At 42.3% G+C, this 23,512-nt stretch carries 18 protein-coding genes; 9 read left to right on the forward strand and 9 right to left on the reverse strand.

All coding sequences use genetic code 11. The features are described from left to right. The first annotated feature begins 58 nt into the window (after window positions 1–58). The 3 genes from recF to Q4533_RS08600 all read left to right on the forward strand — a co-directional run bounded on the left by recF (window position 59) and on the right by Q4533_RS08600 (window position 4,792). Window positions 59–1,141: a DNA replication/repair protein RecF gene (gene recF, locus Q4533_RS08590; protein WP_102475866.1), complete on the forward strand. Its 1,083-nt coding sequence runs from the start codon at window positions 59–61 to the stop codon at window positions 1,139–1,141. A 15-nt stretch (window positions 1,142–1,156) separates the two neighbouring features. Further along, window positions 1,157–3,574, forward strand: coding sequence for a DNA topoisomerase (ATP-hydrolyzing) subunit B (gyrB, locus tag Q4533_RS08595; protein WP_102436416.1), 2,418 nt, complete (start codon window positions 1,157–1,159; stop codon window positions 3,572–3,574). 114 nt (window positions 3,575–3,688) lie between these two features. Beyond that, window positions 3,689–4,792 (forward strand): HDOD domain-containing protein, encoded by a 1,104-nt coding sequence (locus Q4533_RS08600; protein ID WP_102520273.1) that lies wholly within the window; start codon window positions 3,689–3,691, stop codon window positions 4,790–4,792. Window positions 4,793–4,909: 117 nt separating this feature from the next. On the opposite strand, the gene glyS is transcribed toward Q4533_RS08600, so the two are convergent. Both glyS and glyQ read right to left on the reverse strand, forming a co-directional pair. Then, window positions 4,910–6,979, reverse strand: a complete 2,070-nt coding sequence (glyS, locus tag Q4533_RS08605; RefSeq protein WP_303502599.1) for a glycine--tRNA ligase subunit beta — start codon at window positions 6,977–6,979, stop codon at window positions 4,910–4,912. A gap of 11 nt (window positions 6,980–6,990) precedes the next feature. Next, the gene (gene glyQ, locus Q4533_RS08610; protein WP_102436422.1) at window positions 6,991–7,896 is read right to left on the reverse strand and encodes a glycine--tRNA ligase subunit alpha; all 906 of its coding nucleotides are present in this window, start codon (window positions 7,894–7,896) and stop codon (window positions 6,991–6,993) included. Between the two features lie 119 nt (window positions 7,897–8,015). On the opposite strand from glyQ, the gene Q4533_RS08615 reads away from it, so the two are divergent. Next, the gene (locus tag Q4533_RS08615) at window positions 8,016–8,585 is read left to right on the forward strand and encodes a DNA-3-methyladenine glycosylase I (RefSeq protein ID WP_102436424.1); all 570 of its coding nucleotides are present in this window, start codon (window positions 8,016–8,018) and stop codon (window positions 8,583–8,585) included. Between the two features lie 100 nt (window positions 8,586–8,685). Here the strand turns inward: Q4533_RS08615 and Q4533_RS08620 are convergent, their stop codons facing one another. From Q4533_RS08620 to fadB, 5 genes are all read right to left on the reverse strand, one after another. Beyond that, on the reverse strand, window positions 8,686–11,883 hold the full coding sequence (locus tag Q4533_RS08620) for an amidohydrolase family protein (protein WP_303502600.1): 3,198 nt from the start codon (window positions 11,881–11,883) through the stop codon (window positions 8,686–8,688). A gap of 406 nt (window positions 11,884–12,289) precedes the next feature. Next, entirely contained in the window at window positions 12,290–12,736 is a 447-nt protein-coding gene (locus tag Q4533_RS08625) for an MOSC domain-containing protein (RefSeq protein WP_102436428.1), read from the reverse strand. Window positions 12,737–12,738: 2 nt separating this feature from the next. Then, a complete protein-coding gene (tusA, locus tag Q4533_RS08630) occupies window positions 12,739–12,984 on the reverse strand; it encodes a sulfurtransferase TusA (RefSeq protein ID WP_102436430.1) in 246 nt (81 codons plus the stop codon). A gap of 217 nt (window positions 12,985–13,201) precedes the next feature. Beyond that, a complete protein-coding gene (gene fadA, locus Q4533_RS08635; RefSeq protein ID WP_102475870.1) occupies window positions 13,202–14,371 on the reverse strand; it encodes an acetyl-CoA C-acyltransferase FadA in 1,170 nt (389 codons plus the stop codon). Between the two features lie 22 nt (window positions 14,372–14,393). Continuing rightward, a complete protein-coding gene (gene fadB / locus Q4533_RS08640) occupies window positions 14,394–16,544 on the reverse strand; it encodes a fatty acid oxidation complex subunit alpha FadB (RefSeq protein ID WP_102520276.1) in 2,151 nt (716 codons plus the stop codon). 247 nt (window positions 16,545–16,791) lie between these two features. On the opposite strand from fadB, the gene pepQ reads away from it, so the two are divergent. The 4 genes from pepQ (at window position 16,792) to hemG (Q4533_RS08660) (ending at window position 20,965) form a co-directional block, all read left to right on the forward strand. Next, complete coding sequence (pepQ, locus tag Q4533_RS08645) at window positions 16,792–18,114, forward strand: Xaa-Pro dipeptidase (protein ID WP_102436436.1); 1,323 nt, start codon at window positions 16,792–16,794, stop codon at window positions 18,112–18,114. After that, entirely contained in the window at window positions 18,107–18,721 is a 615-nt protein-coding gene (locus Q4533_RS08650; RefSeq protein ID WP_303502601.1) for a YigZ family protein, read from the forward strand. Before pepQ ends, Q4533_RS08650 begins: the two co-directional genes overlap by 8 nt. Window positions 18,722–18,904: 183 nt before the next feature. Then, entirely contained in the window at window positions 18,905–20,362 is a 1,458-nt protein-coding gene (locus Q4533_RS08655; protein ID WP_102436440.1) for a TrkH family potassium uptake protein, read from the forward strand. A 72-nt stretch (window positions 20,363–20,434) separates the two neighbouring features. Beyond that, entirely contained in the window at window positions 20,435–20,965 is a 531-nt protein-coding gene (gene hemG / locus Q4533_RS08660; protein WP_303502602.1) for a menaquinone-dependent protoporphyrinogen IX dehydrogenase, read from the forward strand. Window positions 20,966–20,976: 11 nt separating this feature from the next. Here hemG (Q4533_RS08660) and Q4533_RS08665 read toward each other — a convergent pair whose 3' ends face one another. Next, entirely contained in the window at window positions 20,977–21,285 is a 309-nt protein-coding gene (locus Q4533_RS08665; protein ID WP_303502603.1) for a metalloregulator ArsR/SmtB family transcription factor, read from the reverse strand. Window positions 21,286–21,457: 172 nt separating this feature from the next. On the opposite strand from Q4533_RS08665, the gene hemG (Q4533_RS08670) reads away from it, so the two are divergent. Then, complete coding sequence (gene hemG, locus Q4533_RS08670) at window positions 21,458–22,012, forward strand: menaquinone-dependent protoporphyrinogen IX dehydrogenase (protein WP_102436444.1); 555 nt, start codon at window positions 21,458–21,460, stop codon at window positions 22,010–22,012. Between the two features lie 48 nt (window positions 22,013–22,060). Here hemG (Q4533_RS08670) and Q4533_RS08675 read toward each other — a convergent pair whose 3' ends face one another. Next, the gene (locus tag Q4533_RS08675; RefSeq protein WP_303502604.1) at window positions 22,061–23,503 is read right to left on the reverse strand and encodes a TrkH family potassium uptake protein; all 1,443 of its coding nucleotides are present in this window, start codon (window positions 23,501–23,503) and stop codon (window positions 22,061–22,063) included. Window positions 23,504–23,512: the final 9 nt, after the last annotated feature.

The following is a 23,512-nucleotide window of genomic DNA, read 5'->3' on the forward strand; positions in this document are numbered from 1 at the left end:
TACATTAAGGCACCTTCTTTCGTTTCACTCTTTTTAAATTAGGGTCTGTTTATTTTCCATGAGTTTAACCCGCCTCAATATCGAACATTTCCGAAATATTTTGTCAGCGACATTAGCGCCAAGTGATGGGCTTAATTTAATTTATGGTGAAAATGGCAGTGGTAAAACCAGCATTTTAGAAGCCATTTATTTTCTCGGTATGGGGCGTTCGTTTCGTAGCCATCTGTCCCAGCGGGTTATCAATATTGAGCAAGATCAACTGACCTTGTTTGCCAAGCTCGAAATGCCTAATGGCGAAGCTAAATTAGGCCTTAGACGGTTCCGCAATGGCGACATTGATGTTAAATTTAATGGCGATAACGTGAAGCGATTATCGGTATTAGCTGAGACGTTACCTATTCAAGTTATCACCCCTGAAAGTTTTTCTTTACTATTTGAAGGCCCAAAAGCACGCCGGCAGTTTATCGACTGGGGAGCTTTTCATGCTGACAGTCATTTTTATACGGCATGGGTGAATACCAGAAGAATTTTAAAGCAAAGAAATCAGCTTCTTAGAGATGGAGCCTCTTACACCAATATACAATTTTGGGATAAGGAATTGGTGCGTTATGCTGAGCAGGTTACTTCGATACGAAATCAATATGTGGACTCGTTAAATGAGCTACTTAAGGGTATAATCGAAGAGTTTTTACCACGGGTTGATATTAAGGTTTCCTTTACCCGTGGCTGGGATAGCAAAACGGAATTTGCCGAGTTACTTAAAACTCAATATCACCGAGATTTAGCATCGGGAAATACCGGCAGTGGACCACATAAAGCGGATTTACGATTACGCGTTGGCAGCTTACCGGTACAGGATGCGTTATCCCGAGGACAGTTAAAATTATTAGTCTGTGCACTGCGCCTTGCACAGGGTAAATTGCTTCAAAAACAGCAAAACAAGCATAGTATTTACCTAGTGGATGATCTTCCATCTGAGTTAGATGCTCAGCATAGGCAACTATTACTAAAACAGTTAACCGAAACCGGTGCACAAATTTTTGTCACAGCGATTGATCCTGTTGCAATAGTCGATTCGCTGGCTAGCCCACCAAGTAAGATGTTTCATGTGGAACATGGGCAAGTCACGGTAGTTGAATAAAAACGAGAGAGAAATATGTCAGAGAATAGTTATGATTCTTCGAGTATTAAGGTTTTAAAAGGCCTTGATGCTGTTCGTAAGAGACCAGGGATGTACATCGGCGATACTGACGATGGTACAGGTCTTCATCACATGGTATTCGAAGTGGTCGATAACTCTATCGATGAAGCCTTAGCAGGCCACTGTAGTGACATTACTATCACCATTCATTCAGATGGCTCGGTATCAGTACAAGATGATGGCCGTGGTATTCCTGTAGAGGTTCATGAAGAAGAAGGTGTGTCCGCTGCCGAAGTTATTATGACGGTACTTCATGCCGGTGGTAAGTTTGATGATAACTCTTATAAAGTATCAGGTGGCTTACACGGTGTTGGTGTTTCGGTTGTAAACGCATTATCTGAAAAACTGCAAATGACCATTCGTCGTAACGGTAAAGTTTACGAGCAGTTTTATTCAATGGGTGTACCTGATACGCCAATCACCCCAGTGGGTGAATCAGAAAAAACCGGTACTTCAATCCGTTTCTGGCCAAGCAGTGAAACATTCTCAGATGTGCTATTCCACTTTGACATCTTGGCTAAACGTGTTCGTGAATTATCATTCTTGAACTCAGGTGTGGGTATCCGTTTAGTTGATGAACGTGATGGCCGTGATGAATTCTTTAAATACGAAGGCGGCATCAGTGCTTTCGTTGATTACCTTAACCTCAATAAAACGCCGGTGAATAAAGAGGTTTTCCACTTTACTCAAGAGCGTGAAGACGGCATTACCGTTGAAGTGGCAATGCAGTGGAATGACGGTTATCAAGAAAAGATATTCTGTTTTACCAATAACATCCCACAACGTGATGGCGGTACTCACTTAGCGGGTTTCCGGGGTGCATTAACCCGTAACTTAAATAACTATATGGAGCGTGAAGGTTTCAATAAAAAAGGTAAAACCAATGCAACGGGTGATGATGCTCGTGAAGGGTTAACCGCGGTTATTTCAGTAAAAGTGCCAGATCCTAAATTCAGTTCACAAACTAAAGACAAGTTAGTGTCGAGTGAAGTGAAAGGTGCGGTTGAACAAACAATGGGTGAGCAATTAAATGATTACCTATTAGAAAACCCAACGTATGCAAAATTAATTGTTGGTAAAATCGTTGATGCGGCACGTGCTCGTGAAGCGGCGCGTAAAGCCCGTGAAATGACCCGTCGTAAAGGCGCATTAGATTTAGGTGGTTTGCCAGGTAAGCTTGCTGATTGCCAAGAGAAAGACCCTGGGCTTTCTGAAATATACATAGTGGAAGGGGACTCTGCTGGCGGATCAGCCAAGCAGGGACGTAACCGTAAAAACCAAGCTATTCTTCCGCTAAAAGGTAAAATTCTTAACGTTGAAAAAGCACGTTTCGATAAAATGTTATCTTCTCAAGAGGTCGCGACGCTGATCACTGCATTAGGTTGTGGTATTGGCCGTGATGATTATGATCCTGAGAAAACCCGTTATCACAACATCATCATCATGACCGATGCTGACGTCGATGGCTCGCACATTCGTACGCTGCTGTTGACTTTCTTCTTCCGTCAAATGCCAGAGTTGATTGAACGTGGTTACATCTATATTGCTCAACCACCTTTATTTAAAGTTAAAAAAGGTAAGCAAGAGCAGTACCTAAAAGATGAGCCAGCACTAACGGAATACTTAACCACTCAAGCGTTAGATGGTACTCATATTTACCCTTCTGCGGGTGCACCAGGTATGACAGGTGAGCCACTAGAGCGTTTAGTGAGCCAGTATCGTGAGGTTGAAGCGGTTATTGAGCGTTTAACTAAGCGTTACCCAACGGTTATTTGTAACCGTATGCTTTACCACCCAGCACTGAACAATGAAATGCTGGCTGACGAAGCACAAATGAAGCAGTGGTGTGATGCCTTTGTCGCTGACCTTATTGAGATTGAAACTGACGGCGTTATTTATAACATTGAACCACAATTAGATCCTGAGCGTCAGGTATACCTACCAAGCCTAACAATCCGTAAGCATGGTATTGATACTAACTACGTATTTAGTTACGACTTCTTCCAATCAAATGATTACCAACGTATTGCTAAGTTAGGCTCAGCATTAGACGGTATGATTGAAGAAGGCGGCTATGTTAAACGTGGCGAGCGTATGAAAGAAGTTGATAGCTTCTTAGAGGCGCTTGATTGGACTATGTCTGAAGCTAAACGTGGTTTGTACATCCAACGTTATAAAGGATTGGGTGAAATGAACCCTGAGCAATTGTGGGAAACTACAATGGATCCTGAAACTCGTCGTATGCTACAAGTCACCATTGAAGATGCCGTAGGCGCTGATCAATTGTTTACTTGTTTGATGGGCGATCAAGTTGAACCGCGTCGTGACTTCATTGAAACTAACGCGCTAAACGTTGCTAACTTAGACGTGTAGTCGAGTTTAAAATACATTAAATGGGTGCCTTAAGGCGCCCATTTTTTTATCGGTAATCTCTACAAACTCATCTTGTCACTGTTGTATATTTACCTGAAGTGTAGGTAATTTATTGTGTTTAAAAAGCTATTCAATAAGATTTTTAATTTAAGACCGGCCGTTGAGGTCAAACAAGCCAAAGCATTAAATGAGCAGCATTCATTGCTATCGGCTAACACCCAAGAGTCAAGCGCTACAGACTCGAAACTGTGCTCTAGTAACTCATATGTAAGGCAAACTAAATCATACTTAAGCAACTCAAGTGAAACACCAGAAGAGGCGCAACAAATAGATTTGTCGGCGCTGTTTTATAGTCTACTTTTTCCTATGAGTAGCCATAAAACTGGTGGCATGGCTAATAATCTTGAACGTAGCATATTAGCCGAAATCGACATCGCTTTTAGTGCACCTCAAGATATTGCTGCCAAGGTGTTAAAACTGCCAAGGCGCATAACCGAGCTTGACCATAAACTATCCCAAGATGAGATTGAAACCAAACAAGTACTGCAGTTAATTGAGCAAGATCCGGTACTGAGCGTCGAAGTATTAAAGTTATGCAACTCAAGTGCTTTTAAGCGTTCAGGCAAAGATATTACTAATCTACACCAAGCTATTGTGCAGTTAGGGCGAGCGCAATTACGTCAGTTTGTTCGCAGTTGTTTAGTGAAAGAAATGATTGATATTAAGCCGATTTACTTTAGGCGTTTTGGCGCTGAAATTTGGCGTCATTCAATGCAAGTGGCTTTTATTGCCAGTGACTTAGCTGAAGAAGATGCTGATACGGTGTTTTTACTGGGATTACTTCATGATGTTGGCAAAATCGCCATTTTCAAAATGCTGCTGGATGCCTTTGAAAAAGCCGAGCCGGGTGAACAGCCAAGTTCGGCATTGTTTAAGCAAGTGATGACCACTAAGTCGTTAGGGCTAAGTGCGTTACTGGCGAAGCATTGGCAGCTGCCAGCACAGTTTGAGTTTCAGCTAGCACAATTAGCTAATTCTGATTATCGTCCAACAGACATGATGGCATTGGCTGTATGGCGGGCAAATATCATCAGTGAGTGTTCTATGTTGCGGCAAAAAGATAAACTTGAACAAGATGATTTACAGCAGCTATTGCAGCAAGTCGGTTTGAATCAATCTGAGTTTGATGTTTTCCATCAAAAACTGATTAGCTTTTAATATTTGATTCGAAGTCTTCATTTAAAATTAATCATGAGGCTTTAAAAATCAGCCAATAAAAAACGCGCTTAACTGATGTTAAAGCGCGTTTTTTTTACAACTTAATAGGGTTAACTATTATTGTAGTAGTGAGATATCTGCAGCATGTAAGAATTGCTCACGCAGGCTATTTAGTAATGCTAAGCGGTTATTCTTAAGGGCTTCATCATCAGCCATTACCATGACACCTTCAAAGAAGGCATCAACGCTTTCACGCAGGTTCGCCAGTAATGCTAACGCTTCTTGGTAGTTTGCCGCAGCAAATAATGGCGCAAGCTGTGGTTGCAGTTCAGCTAACTTTTCAGCTAATGCTTTCTCAGCAGGTTCAACCAATAAACTGGCATCAATGCTAGTGGCAGTCTCGCCTTCAACTTTGGCTAGAATGTTAGAAACACGCTTGTTAGCTGCAGCTAAAGCAGCGGCTTGCTCTAACGTTCTGAAGTGCGCCACAGCTTTAATACGGCTTTCAAAGTCAGCCGGTGCAGTAGGCTTACGTGCCAGCACTGCAAGAATAACGTCAACGCTGACGCCTTGATCTTGATACCAAGAGCGGAAACGACCCATGAAGAATTCAAGCACTTGCTCAGACACATTGTCGTTAGTGAGGTTTTCACCGTGTAATTGTTTTGCTTTATCAATTAAATCAACTAAGTCTAATGGCAAGTTGTTTTCTAAACAAATACGTAAAATACCAATCGCTGCACGACGCAGTGCGAATGGATCTGCAGCACCCTTAGGGGCTTGGCCAATACCGAAAATACCCACTAAGGTATCAAGCTTTTCAGCTAGCGCGACACAGATTGAAATAGGTGCAGTAGGCACGGTATCGCCAGAGAACTTTGGCTTGTATTGTTCAGCTAAAGCAACTGCGACAGCTTCAGTTTCACCATTTAAGCGTGCATAGTGCATGCCCATAGTGCCTTGAAGATCAGTAAACTCCATCACCATATTGGTCATTAAGTCTGACTTAGACAGTAAACCTGCACGGCTCGCTTCTTCGCTGTTGGCATCAATGCTGGTGGCAATAAAACCGGCTATTGCAGAGATACGTTCAACACGTTGTTTAATCGTGCCTAATTGCTTTTGGAATACAACCGTTTCTAAGCTAGCAAGGCGCGCTTCTAATGACTCTTTCTTATCTGTTTCAAAGAAGAACTCAGCATCAGCTAAACGAGGACGAACTACTTTTTCGTTACCTGAAATAATCTGCTGTGGATCTTTAGATTCGATATTAGTCACGAAGATAAAGTTTGGTAGCAACTGGCCGGCTTTATCAAATACAGGGAAGTATTTCTGATCGCCTTTCATGGTGTAAACCAAGGCTTCAGCCGGTACGTCTAAAAACTTTTCTTCAAAGTTAGCGGTGAGTACCACAGGCCACTCAACCAAAGAGGTGACTTCTTCAAGTAAGTCATCTTCAAGTTCTGCAACACCGCCAATGTCTTTGGCTGCAGCTTCAGCGTTAGTCTTGATAATATCTTTACGACGTTGGTAATCAGCTAAAACCTTACCTTGCTGCTCAAGAGCGGCTAAGTAGTTGTCAGCATGATCTAACTCGAAGGTATCAACGCCCATAAAGCGGTGACCACGAATAGTACGTGCTGATTTGATACCTAACAATTCACCATCAACTAACTCATCACCTAATAGCATAGTAACGGTATGAACCGGACGGATAAATTGTGTGGTGTTACTTCCCCAGCGCATTGGCTTAGGAATTGGTAACTTATCTAATGCTTTTTGCGCCATGGCTGCGATCAGTGATTTAGTTTCTACGCCAACCACTTTAGCTTGGTGTAATAACCATTCGCCTTTATCTGTTTTCAAGCGCTCAGCTTGTTCCACAGTGATGCCGTTACCACGAGCCCAGCCCATAGCTGCTTTCGTTGGGTTGCCATCAGCATCAAATGCTTGGGCAACAGCAGGGCCACGTTTTTCAACGACTTTGTCAGCTTGAGCTACAGCAAGTTGTTCAATGCTAATAGCTAAACGGCGCGGCGCAGCGTACCAAGTGGCTTTTTCAAAGGCCAACTCAGCTTTGGTTAGCTCTTCGCTGAAGTTAGCTAAAAATGATTCAGCTAATTTACGTAATGCTTTTGGCGGTAATTCTTCAGTACCCACTTCAATGAGTAAGTTTTCAACATTCATTCTATTTACCTCTACTTACACATTGGGAAACCAAGCGCTTCACGGGCTTGGTAGTAAGACTCTGCAACACCTTTGGCCATAGTACGTACACGTAAAATATAACGTTGACGTTCAGTAACCGAAATCGCGTGGCGAGCATCAAGTAAGTTAAAGGCATGAGATGCTTTCATTACTTGTTCGTATGCAGGAAGAGGCAATGGCTTTTCAAGGTCAAGTAAATGCTGACAAGCGACTTCACAATCATCAAACTGCTTGAATAGTACTTCTACATTGGCGTGTTCAAAGTTATAGGTTGATTGCTCAACTTCGTTCTGATGGAAAATATCACCATACATCACTTTACCCATTGGACCGTCTGTCCATACTAGGTCATATACGCTATCAACTTCTTGGATATACATCGCAAGACGTTCAAGGCCGTAAGTGATTTCACCAGTTACAGGCTTACACTCTAAACCGCCCACTTGTTGGAAGTAGGTAAATTGCGATACTTCCATACCGTTTAACCAAACTTCCCAACCTAGACCCCAAGCACCTAATGTAGGTGATTCCCAGTTGTCTTCTACGAAGCGAACATCATGGACGCCCATATCTACGCCTAGTGCTTCTAAAGAGCCAAGGTATAGCTCTTGAATATTGCTAGGAGAAGGCTTAAGCACTACTTGAAATTGATAGTAGTGTTGTAGACGGTTAGGGTTTTCACCGTAACGGCCATCGGTAGGGCGACGACATGGCTGAACATAAGCACTACTCATAGGCTCTGGGCCTAATGAGCGCAAGAATGTCATTGGGTGGAATGTACCAGCGCCAACTTCCATGTCTAATGGTTGAACTATTGCGCAACCTTGCTGCGCCCAGAATTCCTGCAGGGTCATAATAAAGCCCTGGAATGTTTTTACGTCGTGTTTCGTCGTCATGTCCGCTTATCTACTGGTTAGGCTATAAATAGAAAATGGTTTTGATTATACCTTGTAGATAAAGGCTTATGTAGGTTATTTTTTAACGTAGAGATTAAAAATAGTAAAGGACTCAATAAATGGTTCAACAACGTTGTGGTTGGGTCAGTGATGACCCTATTTATCAAGACTATCATGATAATGTTTGGGGGCGGCCTGTTTATGATCCCATCGAGTTATTTGAAAAGCTTTGCTTGGATGGTCAGCAAGCAGGATTATCTTGGATCACCATTTTAAAGAAGCAACACAATTACCAAGCTTTGTTTGCCAATTTTGATCCAAAAGTGATTGCCACATTCGATGATGCCAAAGTCGAAGAATTACTATTAAACCCTGGAATTATCAGGAACCGTCTAAAGGTTAATTCTATTATTCGAAATGCCAAAGCCTATTTAGCCTTTGTTGAGCAGGGTAATGATTTTTCTGAATTTCTTTGGCAGTTTGTTGGCGGTAAGCCTGTCGTAAATCATTATTTAACTTCGGCGGATTTACCTGCTCAAACAGCAGAATCTGAGGCCATGTCTAAAGCACTTAAAAAGCTTGGGTTTAACTTTGTAGGGCCAACTATTTGTTATGCTTTTATGCAAGCGGTAGGTATGGTTAATGACCATACAACAGATTGTTTTTGTTATGGAAGCGATTTTGTTTAACGCAGTTTTTTAGCAAATAAAAAAAGGATGTTCCACGTGGAACATCCTTTTCTTTTTTTGCTAAATCATTTTCGATTAGCCTAAGCTTGTTGCCTCAGTATTAATCTTTTTTCTCAAAGAAAAATGGTTTACGGCTAACTTCTTCGCCATTCAATTGATTCATGGTTTCTGAATCAAATAACTTACCATTGACCATGGTGTAAGACACTTTATCAGTCACACGAATATCAGTTAATGGGTCGCCGTCAATCACAATAATATCAGCTAGTTTACCGGCTTTAATTGAGCCTATTTGATGATCCATACCGAAGGTGGTTGCAGGGTTTATGGTTGCTGTTTTCAGCACATCCATATTGCTCATACCACCTTGAGCAAACATCCACATTTCCCAGTGCGCCGCTAAACCTTCACGTTGACCATGAGCACCAATATTGGGTTTGATGCCAATATCATTTAGCTCATTGGCAACCCGTGCCACATTGAAGTGATTGTAATGTTCATCCGGTGCAGTTGTTCTTCTCATTGAGCGGGCATTAAGAATATCAGACGGAACATACATGCTTAAGCGAGGGTGTGCCCAAACATCAGTTTTATCGTACCAGTAATGCTCGCCAGAAATACCGCCATATGCGACAACCAGTGTTGGGGTATAACCGACTTTGGTTTGACTCCAGAACTGTTTAATATCGCTATAGATAGAACCAACGGGTAATGAGTGTTCGACAGTGGTATGGCCATCAGCAATCATCGACAAGTTATGCTGCAGCAAACTACCACCTTCAGGAACCACCATCATTTCTAATTCACGGGCAGCCTGAATCACTTGTTGGCGTTGGTTACGACGTGGTTGGTTGTAACTTTTCACGCTGAAAGCGCCTACCTTTTTAAGACGCTCTAAATGGAATTTTGCATCATCCAGTGAATCTACATGGGATGTGTAACCTGGTGCATTAGCGCCGTATAAAATAGTTCCGGTTGAGAATATGCGCGGACCCACAATATTACCGGCTTTTTGTTGCTCTGATGCTGCAAAAATCTCAGTGGTGTCATTTGACGGATCATGTATTGCAGTCACGCCCAATGACAGTGCTGAGTATAATTGCCAGTTTTGCTGTGGCGTGATTTCATCATCTGCTTGGCTACCATGAGCATGGGCATCAAATAAACCTGGCATTAAAGTTTTACTTTTAATGTCGATGACTTGTGCATCAGTTGGAATGGTTAAGTTAGCATCGCCAACATTGACAATTTTATTATCTTTAACGATGACAACACCATTATCAATAACTTGGTCATTTTCCATGGTAATGATTTTGCCACCAACAAATGCGATTGTTCCACGTGGAACATCTGCTTTTTTAGTGAAACCAATAGCAGTAACTTCAGGCTTAGCTTCCTCATCGCTGTTGTAGTCAGTATCCACTTTGGCTTGATAAAGGTCTGGGCCTAAAGTCCAATAAATTTCTTCATTGTTACTGTTCCAGCTAATGCTTTCACCTGCGCGGGCACTTAATTGCATTACTGGTAAGTTTTTCGCTTTCGGGCTGATTTTGATGGTTTCGCCATGCTTGGCAAAAGGGGTGACATAAACTCTAAAGCGTTCAGCAAAGGCAAGGTGCTCACCATTTGGCGATACTCTAAATTCGGTAGCATGTTCGCTAGTGTAGTGAGTGCGTTTTTCAAAGCCGTCTAAACTGATTGATGCCAGTTCTGGGGTTTTACCGTGATCCATAAAAAAGACACGATTATTATCAGCGCCAAATTGTGGCTGATAACCGCTAGCTGAAACTTTGATATTTTGCTTATTCTTTAGATCAACTTTATATAAACCCGGTTCTTGGGACCAAGTTCTAGGAGTGACATATCCGCCTTTCGCTTTACGGTAGACAACGGTTTTACCATCTGGTGAAAAGGTTGGTTCGACATATTTACCTGGCAGTGATGTCAGTTGTTTACTGCGACCACCTTTGCTACTCACAATACTGACGGTGCCTTGGTCTTGATCATTCCAAGTGGTAAAGACGATATTCTTGCCGTCCCGTGACCATTGCGGGAATAGTTCATTAACGTCATCATCAAGTCTAGTTAAACGCTTTTGTTTACCATCTTCAATATCACGGATCCAAAGTTTGCCTAATGCTTCAAAAACCACTTTTTCACCGTTAGGTGAGACTTGTGCCATACGCAGCATTTTTACGTCGAAATTATCCTTATCTAGATTTTGAGTGAAGCGTACTGATGGTTGCACCTCTAATTCAGTTTTAACGCTGAAAGGAATATTCTCAACAGACTTGTCTTCAAGGGTTAATTTATTAATTTTACCTTTGGCCCAAAAAACAATTTGTTCATTGTCTTGGGTCCAAGACATGGTCGGATACACACCATGAATTGCCCATGTTTCTTGCATATCACGATCTAAATCACCATAAAGCTTAGTTTGCGCCCCTGATTTTAAATCGAGTAAATACAGCGAAGATTGGAAGCCATCACGTTTGATATAAGCTAACTTGGTGCCATCAGGGCTAGGTGTTGGGCGAATGGCGCCGCCAGTGCCTTCAAGTAATACTTCTATATCACCAGACTGAGTATCGTAGCGCTTAATTTTATAAATACCTTTTACTGAATCTTTTGAGTAGTGAAAGGTTTTGCCTGGGGTAGCATCTTGGCTGAAATAAATATATCTGCCATCAGGTGAATAGGCAGGCTCGCCTAAATCTTTTTGTTCGTTCGGACGCTCAGTTAATTTTACCCCTTCGCCGCCAGCGACGTGATACATCCACACTTCACCAGCACCTAAACTGCGACTACCGGTAAAATGTTTGCGGGCCACTAAGTATTGTGAGTCAGGGCTCCAAGCTGGGCTATTGAGCAAGCGGAAGGTTTCACTGGTTACAGGATGTGGGTTCGAACCGTCAGCATTCATTACCCAAATATTATCACCGCCATCTTCATCTGAGGTGAAGGCAATATATTTGCCATCTGGGCTATATACCGGCTGCATTTGCCAAGCGATGCCAGAAGCGAGTTTTTTTGCCTCGCCACCTTTTATTGGCATTTGATAAATATCACCGAGTAAGTCAAACACTATGGTCTTACCGTCAGGGGAAATGCTGACATTCATCCATGTGCCTTCGGTGACATCAATAGAGAGTTTTTCTAGCGGCGCGTTCGCAGGCGCATTAACTTGCCATTTTTCTGTTTCTTTAGAAGCATCATCAGAGGCATTAGCAGCAAGAGAAACACTTGCTAAGCTTAACGCTATCGCAGTGTAGAGAGGTTTTATTTTTGAAGTTAGCATGCACAGTCCATTTGTTGTCATTATTGTTATAGGTCGCGTTAACACTTTTATGTTTCTTAGTGTTATTGGCGAGTTACAAATCTGATGACATTTATCGCATATATTAGCCAATAACTAAATAGATATTCTGTTTCAAATAATGACAGCTATCGGGTGACTGCTAGGCTGTAGAATAATTCTTTGCAGCTCAGCGATATGAAGCTGGGTGTTTAGCTATTTCAATCTGATAAATTGCTGTATGTTGGTTAAATTGTGGGGGGCTTTGAGCTGAGTTTTAATTAAGTCGTATAAAAATACGTGAGTATGTATCTAATTTTGCAAGTTTGTTTAGTGTAATAAAGCACTGAATAGTTATTCATTTTTGCTCAGTGCAACTGTCATTAAAGATAAAACTCAATAGGCACACTTATATGGTTATTATTGAAACCTGATCATCAATTTGGATCAGGCCTTCAGTTATCACTTTACAGGTTACGCCACCACGCCAATCTGGGGTGAGGGCTTTTTCAAGACCTTGCTGTGACTGCTCCATTTTTTTACATGGGTCGGTTTCACCGGTAATCAGTAAGCTAACATCATTACCAAGTTTAATGACTTTACCAACATCTGCGGCGCTAAACTTATAGCCATCAATTAATATATTGGCTCTTCGGGTTAACCAGTCTAAATCGGCATTAATTTCATTACAGGCTAATTGCCACTGTTGCTGCGACATGACGGTCACTTGCCGTTTTCCGGGTTTTCCAAAAATATCGTTTTCAACGCCTTTTAATAAACTTACCTTGGCACAAAATACTGGCTTCATCGGCCCTTTTTTAGCAGTTTTGTAAGCAATAGCGTGTAACGAAATCATGATTAGAGGCCTTTTTTAATCAGGTATTTATATGGTGTTTGGTTAGTATCACTTGCTAGAAGAGTATGATCCATAAACTCACAAAAGCTTGGAATATCACGGGTGGTTGCTGGATCATCAGCAGTAATTAATAGGCTTTCACCTTCTGCCATTTTACGCACAGTTTTACGGATCATCATTACAGGTTCTGGGCAACGTAAACCAAGCGCATCTAAGTGGTGGTCTGCGGCAGTAAAATCTTTAGTCATATCAATTCTTCTTACTCAACAATTGCGCTAATTTTACTCTGGTTAAAGTTTGATGCAACACTGATGCTAGCTTTATTAGTAAAGCGTGATGTTATGCTCACCGAAATATGATGTTCCACGTGAAACATTGCTTTAAAAGCAGGGATAAAAAAACCGAGCTAGATAGCTCGGTTTTTAATTTTGATGCTACTAATGTAGCTGTAATAGTAAATTAGATTTAGCTATCAACGCGCTCAAAGATAGTTGCAATGCCTTGGCCTAAACCAATACACATAGTGGCTAAACCATATTTAGCATCTTTTGCTTCCATCAAGTTAATCAGTGTTGTTGAGATACGCGTACCTGAACAACCTAATGGATGACCTAATGCAATCGCGCCACCATTTAAGTTAACTTTTTCGTCAACAACATCAGTTAAACCAAGATCTTTAACACATGGTAATGATTGCGCAGCGAATGCTTCATTCAATTCAATCACGTCCATATCATCTATGTTTAATCCAGCGCGAGCTAAGGCTTTGTTAGTTGCAGGAACTGGGCCGTAACCCATAATTGCTGCATCACAACCAGCAACCGCCATAGAGCGGATACGAGCACGAATCGGTAAACCTAATTCGCGAGCCTTTTCTTCTTCCATCACTAACATAGCTGAAGCGCCGTCAGAAAGTGCAGAAGAGGTACCCGCTGTTACTGTGCCGTTAGCTGGGTCAAACGCTGGGCGTAGACCTGATAAAGACTCTAATGACGTCTCTGGACGAATAACTTCATCGTGAGTCACTTTAATTAACGCGCCGTTTGCATCGTGTCCTTCGATAGGAACGATTTCATTATCAAAACGACCTTCAACAGTAGCAGCATGAGCGCGTTGATGAGAACGTACAGCAAAAGCGTCTTGTTGTTCACGAGTAATACCGTGCATTTTGCCTAGCATTTCAGCGGTTAAGCCCATCATGCCAGATGCTTTTGCCACGTTAGCAGCAAGACCTGGGTGGAAGTCTACACCATGGTTCATTGGTACATGACCCATGTGCTCAACACCACCAACGATAAAGGTATCGCCTTGGCCAGTCATAATTGCGCGGGCTGCTTGATGCAAGGCATCCATTGATGAACCACATAAGCGGTTAACCGTTACGGCGCCAGCTGATTTTGGAATGCCAGCTAAAAGCGCCGCGTTACGAGCAATGTTGAAACCTTGCTCAAGAGTTTGTTGCACACAACCCCAGATAACATCTTCGATATCTGTTGGATTAAGTTTTGGATTACGTGCTAATAATGATTTCATTAGCTCTGCAGATAAAGTTTCTGCACGTACATTTCTAAATACTCCAGCCTTAGAGCGGCCCATCGGAGTACGAATGCAGTCGACGATTACAGCGTTTTTCATGATGTTATTCCTTTACTGCTAATTAGGCTGGGTAGTAAGTACCGTTATTGGCTGCAAGCTCACGCATTGCATCTGTCACTTGATATAAACCACCTAAGTGAGCAAACTTGTCAGCAAGTGCAACAAAGTTAGCAACACCCATGGTATCTAGGTAACGGAATACACCGCCTCTAAATGGTGGAAAACCAATACCGTAAACCAGACCCATATCGCCTTCAGCAGGAGAAGCAATAATGCCTTCTTCTAAACAACGAACCGTTTCGATAATCATTGGGATCATACAACGAGCGATAACTTCATCTGCTTCGAATTCTTTTAGCTCACCAAATTCTTTACCTAACAATTCATAGCTTGTTGGATCTAAATCTTTCTTTGGCTTACCGCGACGGTCAACAGAGTAAGAGTAGAACCCTTTAGTATTCTTCTGACCAAAGCGCTCACTTTCAAACATGATGTCGATAGCATCTTTGCCATTTTTACCCATGCGGTCAGGGAAACCTTCAGCCATAACTGCTTGTGCATGATGACCTGTATCTAGACCAACAACGTCAAGTAAGTATGCTGGGCCCATTGGCCAACCGAATTGCTTTTCCATTACTTTATCGATTTTGGCAAAATCAGCACCGTCAGCCAGTAAACCACTGAAGCCGGCAAAGTAAGGGAACAATACGCGGTTAACAAAGAAACCTGGGCAATCGTTAACAACGATAGGAGTTTTACCCATTTTGCTGGCGTATGCCACAACAGAAGCAATCGTTTCTTCTGAGCTGTTTTCGCCACGAATGACTTCAACTAATGGCATTTTATGTACTGGGTTAAAGAAGTGCATGCCGCAGAAGCGCTCTGGCTTCTTCATGCTCTTCGCTAATAAGTTGATTGAGATAGTAGAGGTGTTTGATGCAATGATGGCATCATCTGCAACATAACCTTCAACTTCAGCTAATACAGACGCTTTAACTTTAGGATGCTCAACTACAGCTTCAACGATAACGTCAGCATCTTTAATGGGGGCATAATCTAACGCTGGAGTGATGTTGTTTAAAACTGCTGCCATTTTAGCTGGGGTAGAACGGCCACGCTTAACTTGCGCTGTCAGTAATTTAGCCGCTTCGCCTAAACCTAAATCTAATGCAGGTTGGGCGATGTCTTTCATGACAATCGGTGTACCTTTACTTGCACTTTGGTAAGCGATACCGCCACCCATGATGCCAGCGCCTAATACTGCAGCGCTGTTTACTTTCTTAGCCAGTTTACCGGCTTTCTTAGCTTTACCTTTAACGAACTGGTCGTTTAAGAAAATGCCAATTAATGCCGTGGCAACTTCAGTTTTCGCTAATTTGATGAAAGCTTTATTTTCTACTTTTAGCGCTTCTGCGCGATCAAGTGTTGCAGCTTGTTCAATAACGTTAACTGCCATCATAGGTGCAGGGTAATGTTTACCTGCAACTTTAAAGACCATGCCTTTAGCCGTTGCAAACGACATCATGGCTTCAAGCTTTGGCAATGTAAGTGGTTTAAGTTTACGTGCGCGGCGAGACTGCCAATCTAACTTTTCGTTGATGGCATCTTTTAGCATTTGTAGAGCAGCAGCTTCTAAATTTTCAGGTGCAACAACCGCATCAATAGCGCCAACTTTTAAAGCAGCCTCTGGGCGTTGATCTTTACCTGTGGTGATCCATTCTAGTGCGTTGTCAGCACCAATCACACGAGGTAAGCGCACTGTACCACCAAAACCTGGGATTAAACCAAGCTTGGTTTCTGGCAAGCCTATACGGGCGTTGGTGTCAGCGATGCGTAAGTCAGTCGCAAGGATAGCTTCACAACCGCCACCTAATGCAAAACCATTTACAGCAGAAGCTGTTGGGAATGGTAAGTCTTCAAGTTTATCAAATACTGCGCTGGCTTGTTCGACCCAAGATAATAAGGTGGCATCATCTTGCTCAAATAAACCTAAAAATTCTGTGATATCAGCGCCAACGATAAAGGTACTTTTACCAGAGGTAACCAGTAGGCCTTGTATGTTGGTGTTTTGCTTGATGCTTTCTAATGCAGCATCTAATGAAGAAAGAGTTTCTTTATCGAATTTATTTACCGAACCTGGTGCGTTAAAGCACAGCTTGGCAATATTATCCTCTAATAACTCAACTTGAATCGTAGGACTTTGGTAGATCATTGCTTGCTTCCTTTTTGCTAAAAGCGACTTCTACATCACAATCACTGTGTTGTTATCTAGCTTTGTTTTCACAGCAGCGACGGCCATCATTTGACCAGTTGCCAAACAGTGTGCGACGAAATGAAATAAAATACAACACCCAATTTAAACGTCCGTTTAAATAATTGGCAGCTAGAGTCAATTTTGCCCTTTGTGATACACTTCACAAGTTCTTTCATAACAAAAAATCATTACAGGGACTGAAATAATGGATCAGCTTGCTCATTTTTATCATGCACACATTGCAGAACTAAATCGCCGTGTTGCCGAAATAACACAAAGTGAACAGCTTGATGGGTTAGTTATTCATTCAGGCCAGGCTCATCGCCAGTTTCTTGATGATTTAAGTTACCCATTTAAAGTTAATCCACAGTTTAAAGCCTGGTTACCTGTGCTTGATAACCCCAATTGTTGGGTTGTCGCTAACGGAGTTGATAAACCGCAGCTGATATTTTATCGCCCGGTGGATTTTTGGCATAAAGTCAGTGATGAGCCCAATGATTTTTGGGCTGAACATTTTGAGATTAAATTGCTGACTAAAGCAGACCAAGTGGCGCAATTATTACCGGCTGATTTATCGCACTGGGCATATATTGGTGAGCATATTGATGTGGCTGAAGTGCTCGGCATCAGTTGCTGTAATCCTGATGCGGTAATGAATTACCTGCATTATCACCGCGCCGATAAAACCCAGTACGAACTGGAATGTTTGCGCCGCGCTAACCAAACTGCAATAAAAGGCCACTTAGCGGCTAAGAATGCTTTTTATAATGGTGGCAGCGAGTTTGAAATTCAGCAGCAGTATTTATCCGCCATTGGCCAAACTGAAAACGAAGTACCCTATGGCAATATTGTTGCCCTTAACCAAAATGCGGCGATATTGCATTACACCGTATTAGAGCATCAAATCCCGTCACCACGGTTATCATTCTTAATCGATGCGGGCGCTAACTATAATGGTTATGCATCTGACATTACCCGTACTTACTCTTTTGAGAAAAATAGTTTCTACGAGTTGATTGTGGAGATGAACAAGTTGCAGTTGTCACTAGTCGATATGATGAAGCCTGGGGTTAAATACCCTGATTTACACTTACGTTTTCATGCAAAACTGGCTAATTTGATGTTGGACTTTAATTTGGCAACAGGTGATGCTCAAGGCTTGGTCGAGCAGGGGATTACCAGTGTTTTCTGCCCCCATGGTTTAGGCCACATGCTGGGGTTACAAGTACACGATATGGGCGGCTTTTTAGGTGATGAAGCAGGCACCCATATTCCGACACCAGCTGGGCATCCATTTTTACGTTGCACCCGTGAAATCGCCGCTAACCAAGTTTTTACTATTGAACCGGGGATATATATTATCGACTCATTACTGGCAGGACTAAAAGCCGATCGGCGACAATCGCAAATAAATTGGGATAAGGTCGATGAATTAAGACCTTTTGGCGGCATTCGAATTGAAGATAATGTTATTGTGCACCAAGATAGAAATGAAAATATGACCCGAGAACTAGGCCTCATTGACTGAACAATATCAAATACCCAATCAAACACTCACGATTGAAGAAGAAATTAAGCATAGTCGTTTTACGACTGTGCTTTTTCATTGTGCTAGTGAGTTAGAGCTTAAGTGTGCACTTACTAACATAAAGGTCGAATACCCAGGCGCTAACCATTATTGTTATGCTTTTGTGGCGTCCGATCCTCAAAATAGCATTGCCATTGGTAGCAGTGATGATGGTGAACCAGCTGGCAGTGCTGGTCGGCCGATGTTAGCAACGTTACAAGGTTCAAATATTGGTGAGATTGGCGCTATTGTAGTGCGCTACTTTGGCGGCACTAAGTTAGGCGTGGGTGGCTTAGTGCGGGCTTACTCATCGGGGATCAAGTCTGGTTTAACCGAACTTGAGACCAAAACTAAATATATTCGCTATAGTACCAAGCTGAGTTGCAGTTACCCGCAACTTAATCAAATTGAATATTTGGTTAATCAATTTGATGGTGTTATCAGCAATAAAGTCTTTACTGATGTTATCGAAATTGAATTTGAAATTGCCAAAGCATTTCATGATGACTTTAATCGTGAGCTGGCCACCCAAACCCAAGGTCAGCTTAAGGCAAAGTTTAACGTTTGATGAGTGTAAAAAGTATGCCAAAATACAAAGTCATAACGATAATAAGCTCAATTGTTAATCGCTGATCTTTAAAGATGTGATTAGCTGAGGTGTTATGGCTTATTAGCGCGCCCGAGTCTTGGGCGGCATTAACAACGATGCTCTCAAATTAGTGCAAAATAAAACCTATGCGATATAAACACAGTGCAATATAAAACAATTATTAGAATCACTGGCCTGCTGATGGGATTATTTTCTATCACTATGCTGCCACCTGCATTAGTCGCCATTTTTTATAAAGATGGCGGCGGTACTGCATTTATACAGGCGTTTTGCGTCAGTTTATTTTTAGGTTTTTTACTTTGGTATCCAAACCGGGCTCAAAAAGGCGATTTGCGCACCCGCGAAGGCTTTTTGATTGTGGTGATGTTTTGGACGGTACTGGGCTCCATCGGGGCACTACCATTTATCTTTTCTACCGAGCCCGACTTAAGTTGGACAGACAGCTTCTTTGAATCCTTTTCAGCGTTGACTACCACAGGGGCCACCGTGATTGTCGGCCTCGATGATTTACCCAAAGCGATATTGTTTTATCGACATCTGCTGCAGTGGATGGGTGGCATGGGGATCATTGTGCTCGCGGTAGCCATTTTGCCGCTGTTAGGTATTGGTGGTATGCAGCTCTATAAAGCTGAAATACCCGGGCCGGTAAAAGACAGTAAGATGAAACCGCGAATTGCCGAGACCGCCAAGGCGCTTTGGTATATCTACTTATTATTAACTGTGGCTTGTGCGACAGCATTTTATTTTGCTGGCATGAGCGCCTTTGATGCTATTTGTCATTCATTCTCGACCATTGCTATTGGTGGTTTCTCAACTCATGATGCCAGTATTGGCTATTTTAATAGCCCGCTGATCAATGTTATTTGTGCGGTGTTTTTACTGATTGCGGCTGTTAACTTTAGCCTGCATTTCGCCGCGTTCAGTTGGCGGGGGATTAATTTTAAAGTCTATTTTCGTGATGCTGAATTTAAAGCCTTAATTGGTATTCAATTGGTATTAACCGCTATTTGTTTCGCGACTTTATATAATGCTGGCATATATGATTCGCCAGAGCAGACCTTAGATTATGCTTTTTTCCAGGTGGTGTCGATATCCACTACGGCTGGTTTTGGCACCGAAAGTTTTAACTCTTGGCCATTGTTTTTGCCTATATTATTAATCTTTTCTAGTTTTATTGGTGGTTGTGCTGGCTCTACCGGGGGCGGCATGAAAGTGATCCGCTTTGTGCTCTTGTTGCTACAAGGCTCTCGTGAAATGAAGCGTTTAATACACCCTAAGGCCATGTATTCGATTCGAATTGGTAAGTCTGCTTTGCCTGATCGTGTCATTGATGCGGTATGGGGATTTTTCTCTGCGTATGCCTTAGTGTTTGTCATTTGTATGGTGCTATTAATGGCAATGGAAATGGACGCCATTACCGCCTTTAGTGCAACAGCTGCCAGTATTAATAATCTAGGCCCAGGCTTAGGAGAGGTGGCCAGTAACTATGCCAGCGTGACTGATGGGGCTAAATGGGTGTTGGTACTGGCCATGCTATTTGGCCGTTTAGAGGTGTTTACCTTGTTAGTGTTATTTACGCCGACTTTTTGGAAAAACTAATGAGCTAGCTATTTTCAATGGGTATTTAGCGCTTATTACTGTTGAGGAAATCGTCGATTAAAAGGAAGAGATATGCTTAAAAGCATCATGATATATTCGACAGTCGATGGACAAACTTTGTCTATTTGTAACAAGCTTAAGTTGATGCTAGAAGAGGCTGGCGAACAGGTGACTTTGGTTTCTCTTGTTGAAGCAAAGTCGTTACCACTCACGGACTTTGACAAGGTACTCATAGGCGCCAGCATTCGTTATGGCAAACATCGACCTGAGCTTTATGAGTTCATACAGGCAAACCTGAGCAGCTTGTCCTCAATGAAAAGCGCATTTTTTACGGTAAATGTTGTTGCTCGAAAGCCCCTTAAAAATACCCCTGAAACCAATCCTTATATGCAAAAGTTTTTGCAGCTTTCTCAGTGGCACCCTAAACTGCTGGGCGTGTTTGCGGGCAAAATTGATTACCCTAAATATAGCACCATGGATAGAGTGATGATCCGCTTTATCATGTGGATGACCAAAGGGCCAACAGATATCACAGGTACTTATGAGTTTACCGACTGGCATAAAGTCGATGAGTTTGCCAACGAATTTAGTCAGCTTAAGTGAGCCTAGGGAATCTAGTTAGCACAATATAAACGATGCAATATCGAGATGACTTCAGTCACTTCTGCATTTTTTAGGGTGTAATACACGTTCTGCGAACTTTTACGGGTATTCACTAAATCTTGGGCGCGGATCACCGCCAGATGCTGAGATAATGCAGATTGGCTTAACGGGATCGTTTCATTTAACTCAGTGACACTGCGTTCTTTTTCCAGCAGTAAACACAAAATCATCAATCGATAAGGGTTAGCAATCGCTTTTAGCCATTTGGCAGCCATCTCGGCATTGCCTAGCATCGATTCAACATCAATATTTTCCGACATCTATTTACCTATTACTGATTAAAGACTCTTTCTCATCATACTGCTGGCTTACTAAGATCTCAATTTTATCATCTAATTATATGAGTCATTTCTAATTTGTGATCAAAGAGCGCGATTATAATAGCCTTTTTTGTAACAATGGCTGCTTATTCAAGCAACAATCGGTGTTGAAATGGCAAAAACTTTAGTTATTTATTATTCAAGAGGTGGGCATACTGCACAAATTAGTCGTGCAATTGCAGAGCAGATTGTCCATAACGGTCATCAGTGTGATGTGGTCAATATTCTTGATAATAACCATGCTGACATTGATTGGGCAAGCTATGATGTTATTGCGTTAGGGGCTTGTGTTTTATATGGTTCTTATCATAAGTCGGTATTTGAATTTGTTAATCGTTACCAACAACAGCTGAGCAGCAAGCCCAATAGCTTTTTCTGTGTCAACGTTGTGGCACGTAAGCCTGAAAAACGCATTCCAGAAAATAATAAATACCTACAAAAGTTTATTGAGCTTTCACCTTGGCAGCCACAAGATGTCAAAATCATTGCAGGTAAAGTGAATTACCCATCGTGGACTTGGTATGACAGCTTGGCGATTCGCTTAATTATGAAAATGACTGACGGCCCGACTGATCCTAAGAGCGTGATTGATTACACTGATTGGGAAGATGTGAAAGTGTATGCCGATCATGTAGTCAGCCTTGGGGTTACAGCGGTCGCGAGCTAGCTCTTTGAGTTAGCTTGTTACGTTAGTACTTCAAGCTAGTGCGTCTAATTAGTACTTCCAAAATTTGGGGGCGAACAGTACCGCCACGGTAATGATTTCTAATCGCCCCAATAACATTCCAAAAGCCAGCGCCCATTTAGCGGTATCCGGTAAGCTGGCAAAATTACCCGCAGGCCCAATAACAGGCCCAAGACCTGGGCCGACATTAGTTACCGCAGTAATGGCGCCTGAAATACTGGTTACAGGATCTAAGCCTGTGAGCACCAAGGTCACCGCAAGTAATATAATCACAATCAAAAACAGCATGATAAAGGCCATAATTGAGCGAATAATATCATTATCAATGACGCGATGATTATAGCGCTTACTGACTACAGCTTGAGGATGGACTTGTTGAGTTAATTGCTGGAGCATGACTTTAAGTGAAATCTGAAAGCGAAATATTTTAATCCCACCAGAGGTCGAGCCGGAGCAGCTACCAGCAAACATCAGAAATAAAAAACTGATACTGGCAAAAGCGCCCCATGCCTGATAATCGGTTAAGCCATAGCCAGTCGTTGTAACCACTGAGATGACGTTAAACCCAGATAGGCGCATGGCGTCGAGCAGTGCCATATCTGATTTGAACCAAAGCCAAAAGCCAAGGGTTACCGACACCAAGATGATAAATTTTATAAAGCCTTTAACTTGTTCGTCATTCCATATCTTTAAGGTTTTTTGCTGAATGCTTTGTACAAACATCAGCAGCGGCAAGCCTCCTGCAGCCATAAACACAATTGCGACCCAATGGGCTGCTGGAGTAAAAGCTGACATTGAGCTATCAGACGTTGAATAGCCGCCAGTAGACAGTGTGGTCATGGCATGATTAATGGCTTCAAACCAATGCATCCCCGACAAGTGGTAGGCCAAGGCACATAACACGGTAAGCACAACATAGACCTCAAAAAGGTATTTGGCCATGTGTTGGGTCCGTGGAGTGGTTTTGTCGCTCCAGTCTGACGACTCGGTGCGAAACAGGCGCATACCACCGACATTGAGAAAAGGCAGAATGGCTACCGCCATGACAATAAAACCGATCCCACCAAGCCATTGTAATAGGGATCGCCAAATTAAAATGCTGTGGTCCATGTCGTCTAAGCCTGACAGCACAGTTGAGCCTGTGGTGGTGATGCCGGACATGGTTTCGAAAAAGGCGTCGGTATAATTGATACCGTGGTAAAGGGTGAAAGGTAAGGCGGCAAATACACTGACCACTAACCAGGTAATGCTGGTGAGAAAGAACATATCGCGAATATTGAGGTTAACGTCGGTGTTGCGGCCTGCTTGAATACATAAAATCGCAACGAGGCCGCTAAACAACCCGGACATCATAAATGCGCCGATAGTTTCTTCATGATAAAACAGCGCAAAAGCCATTGGCACCAGCATGAAGCCAGTGAGAATAGATAAAAAAGCGCCAATGACAAACAGTAGCGGCTTTAAATTCAGCATAGTGCCATT

This window comes from Shewanella sp. 6_MG-2023 (genome assembly GCF_030547195.1).
Classification (GTDB): Bacteria; Pseudomonadota; Gammaproteobacteria; order Enterobacterales; family Shewanellaceae; genus Shewanella.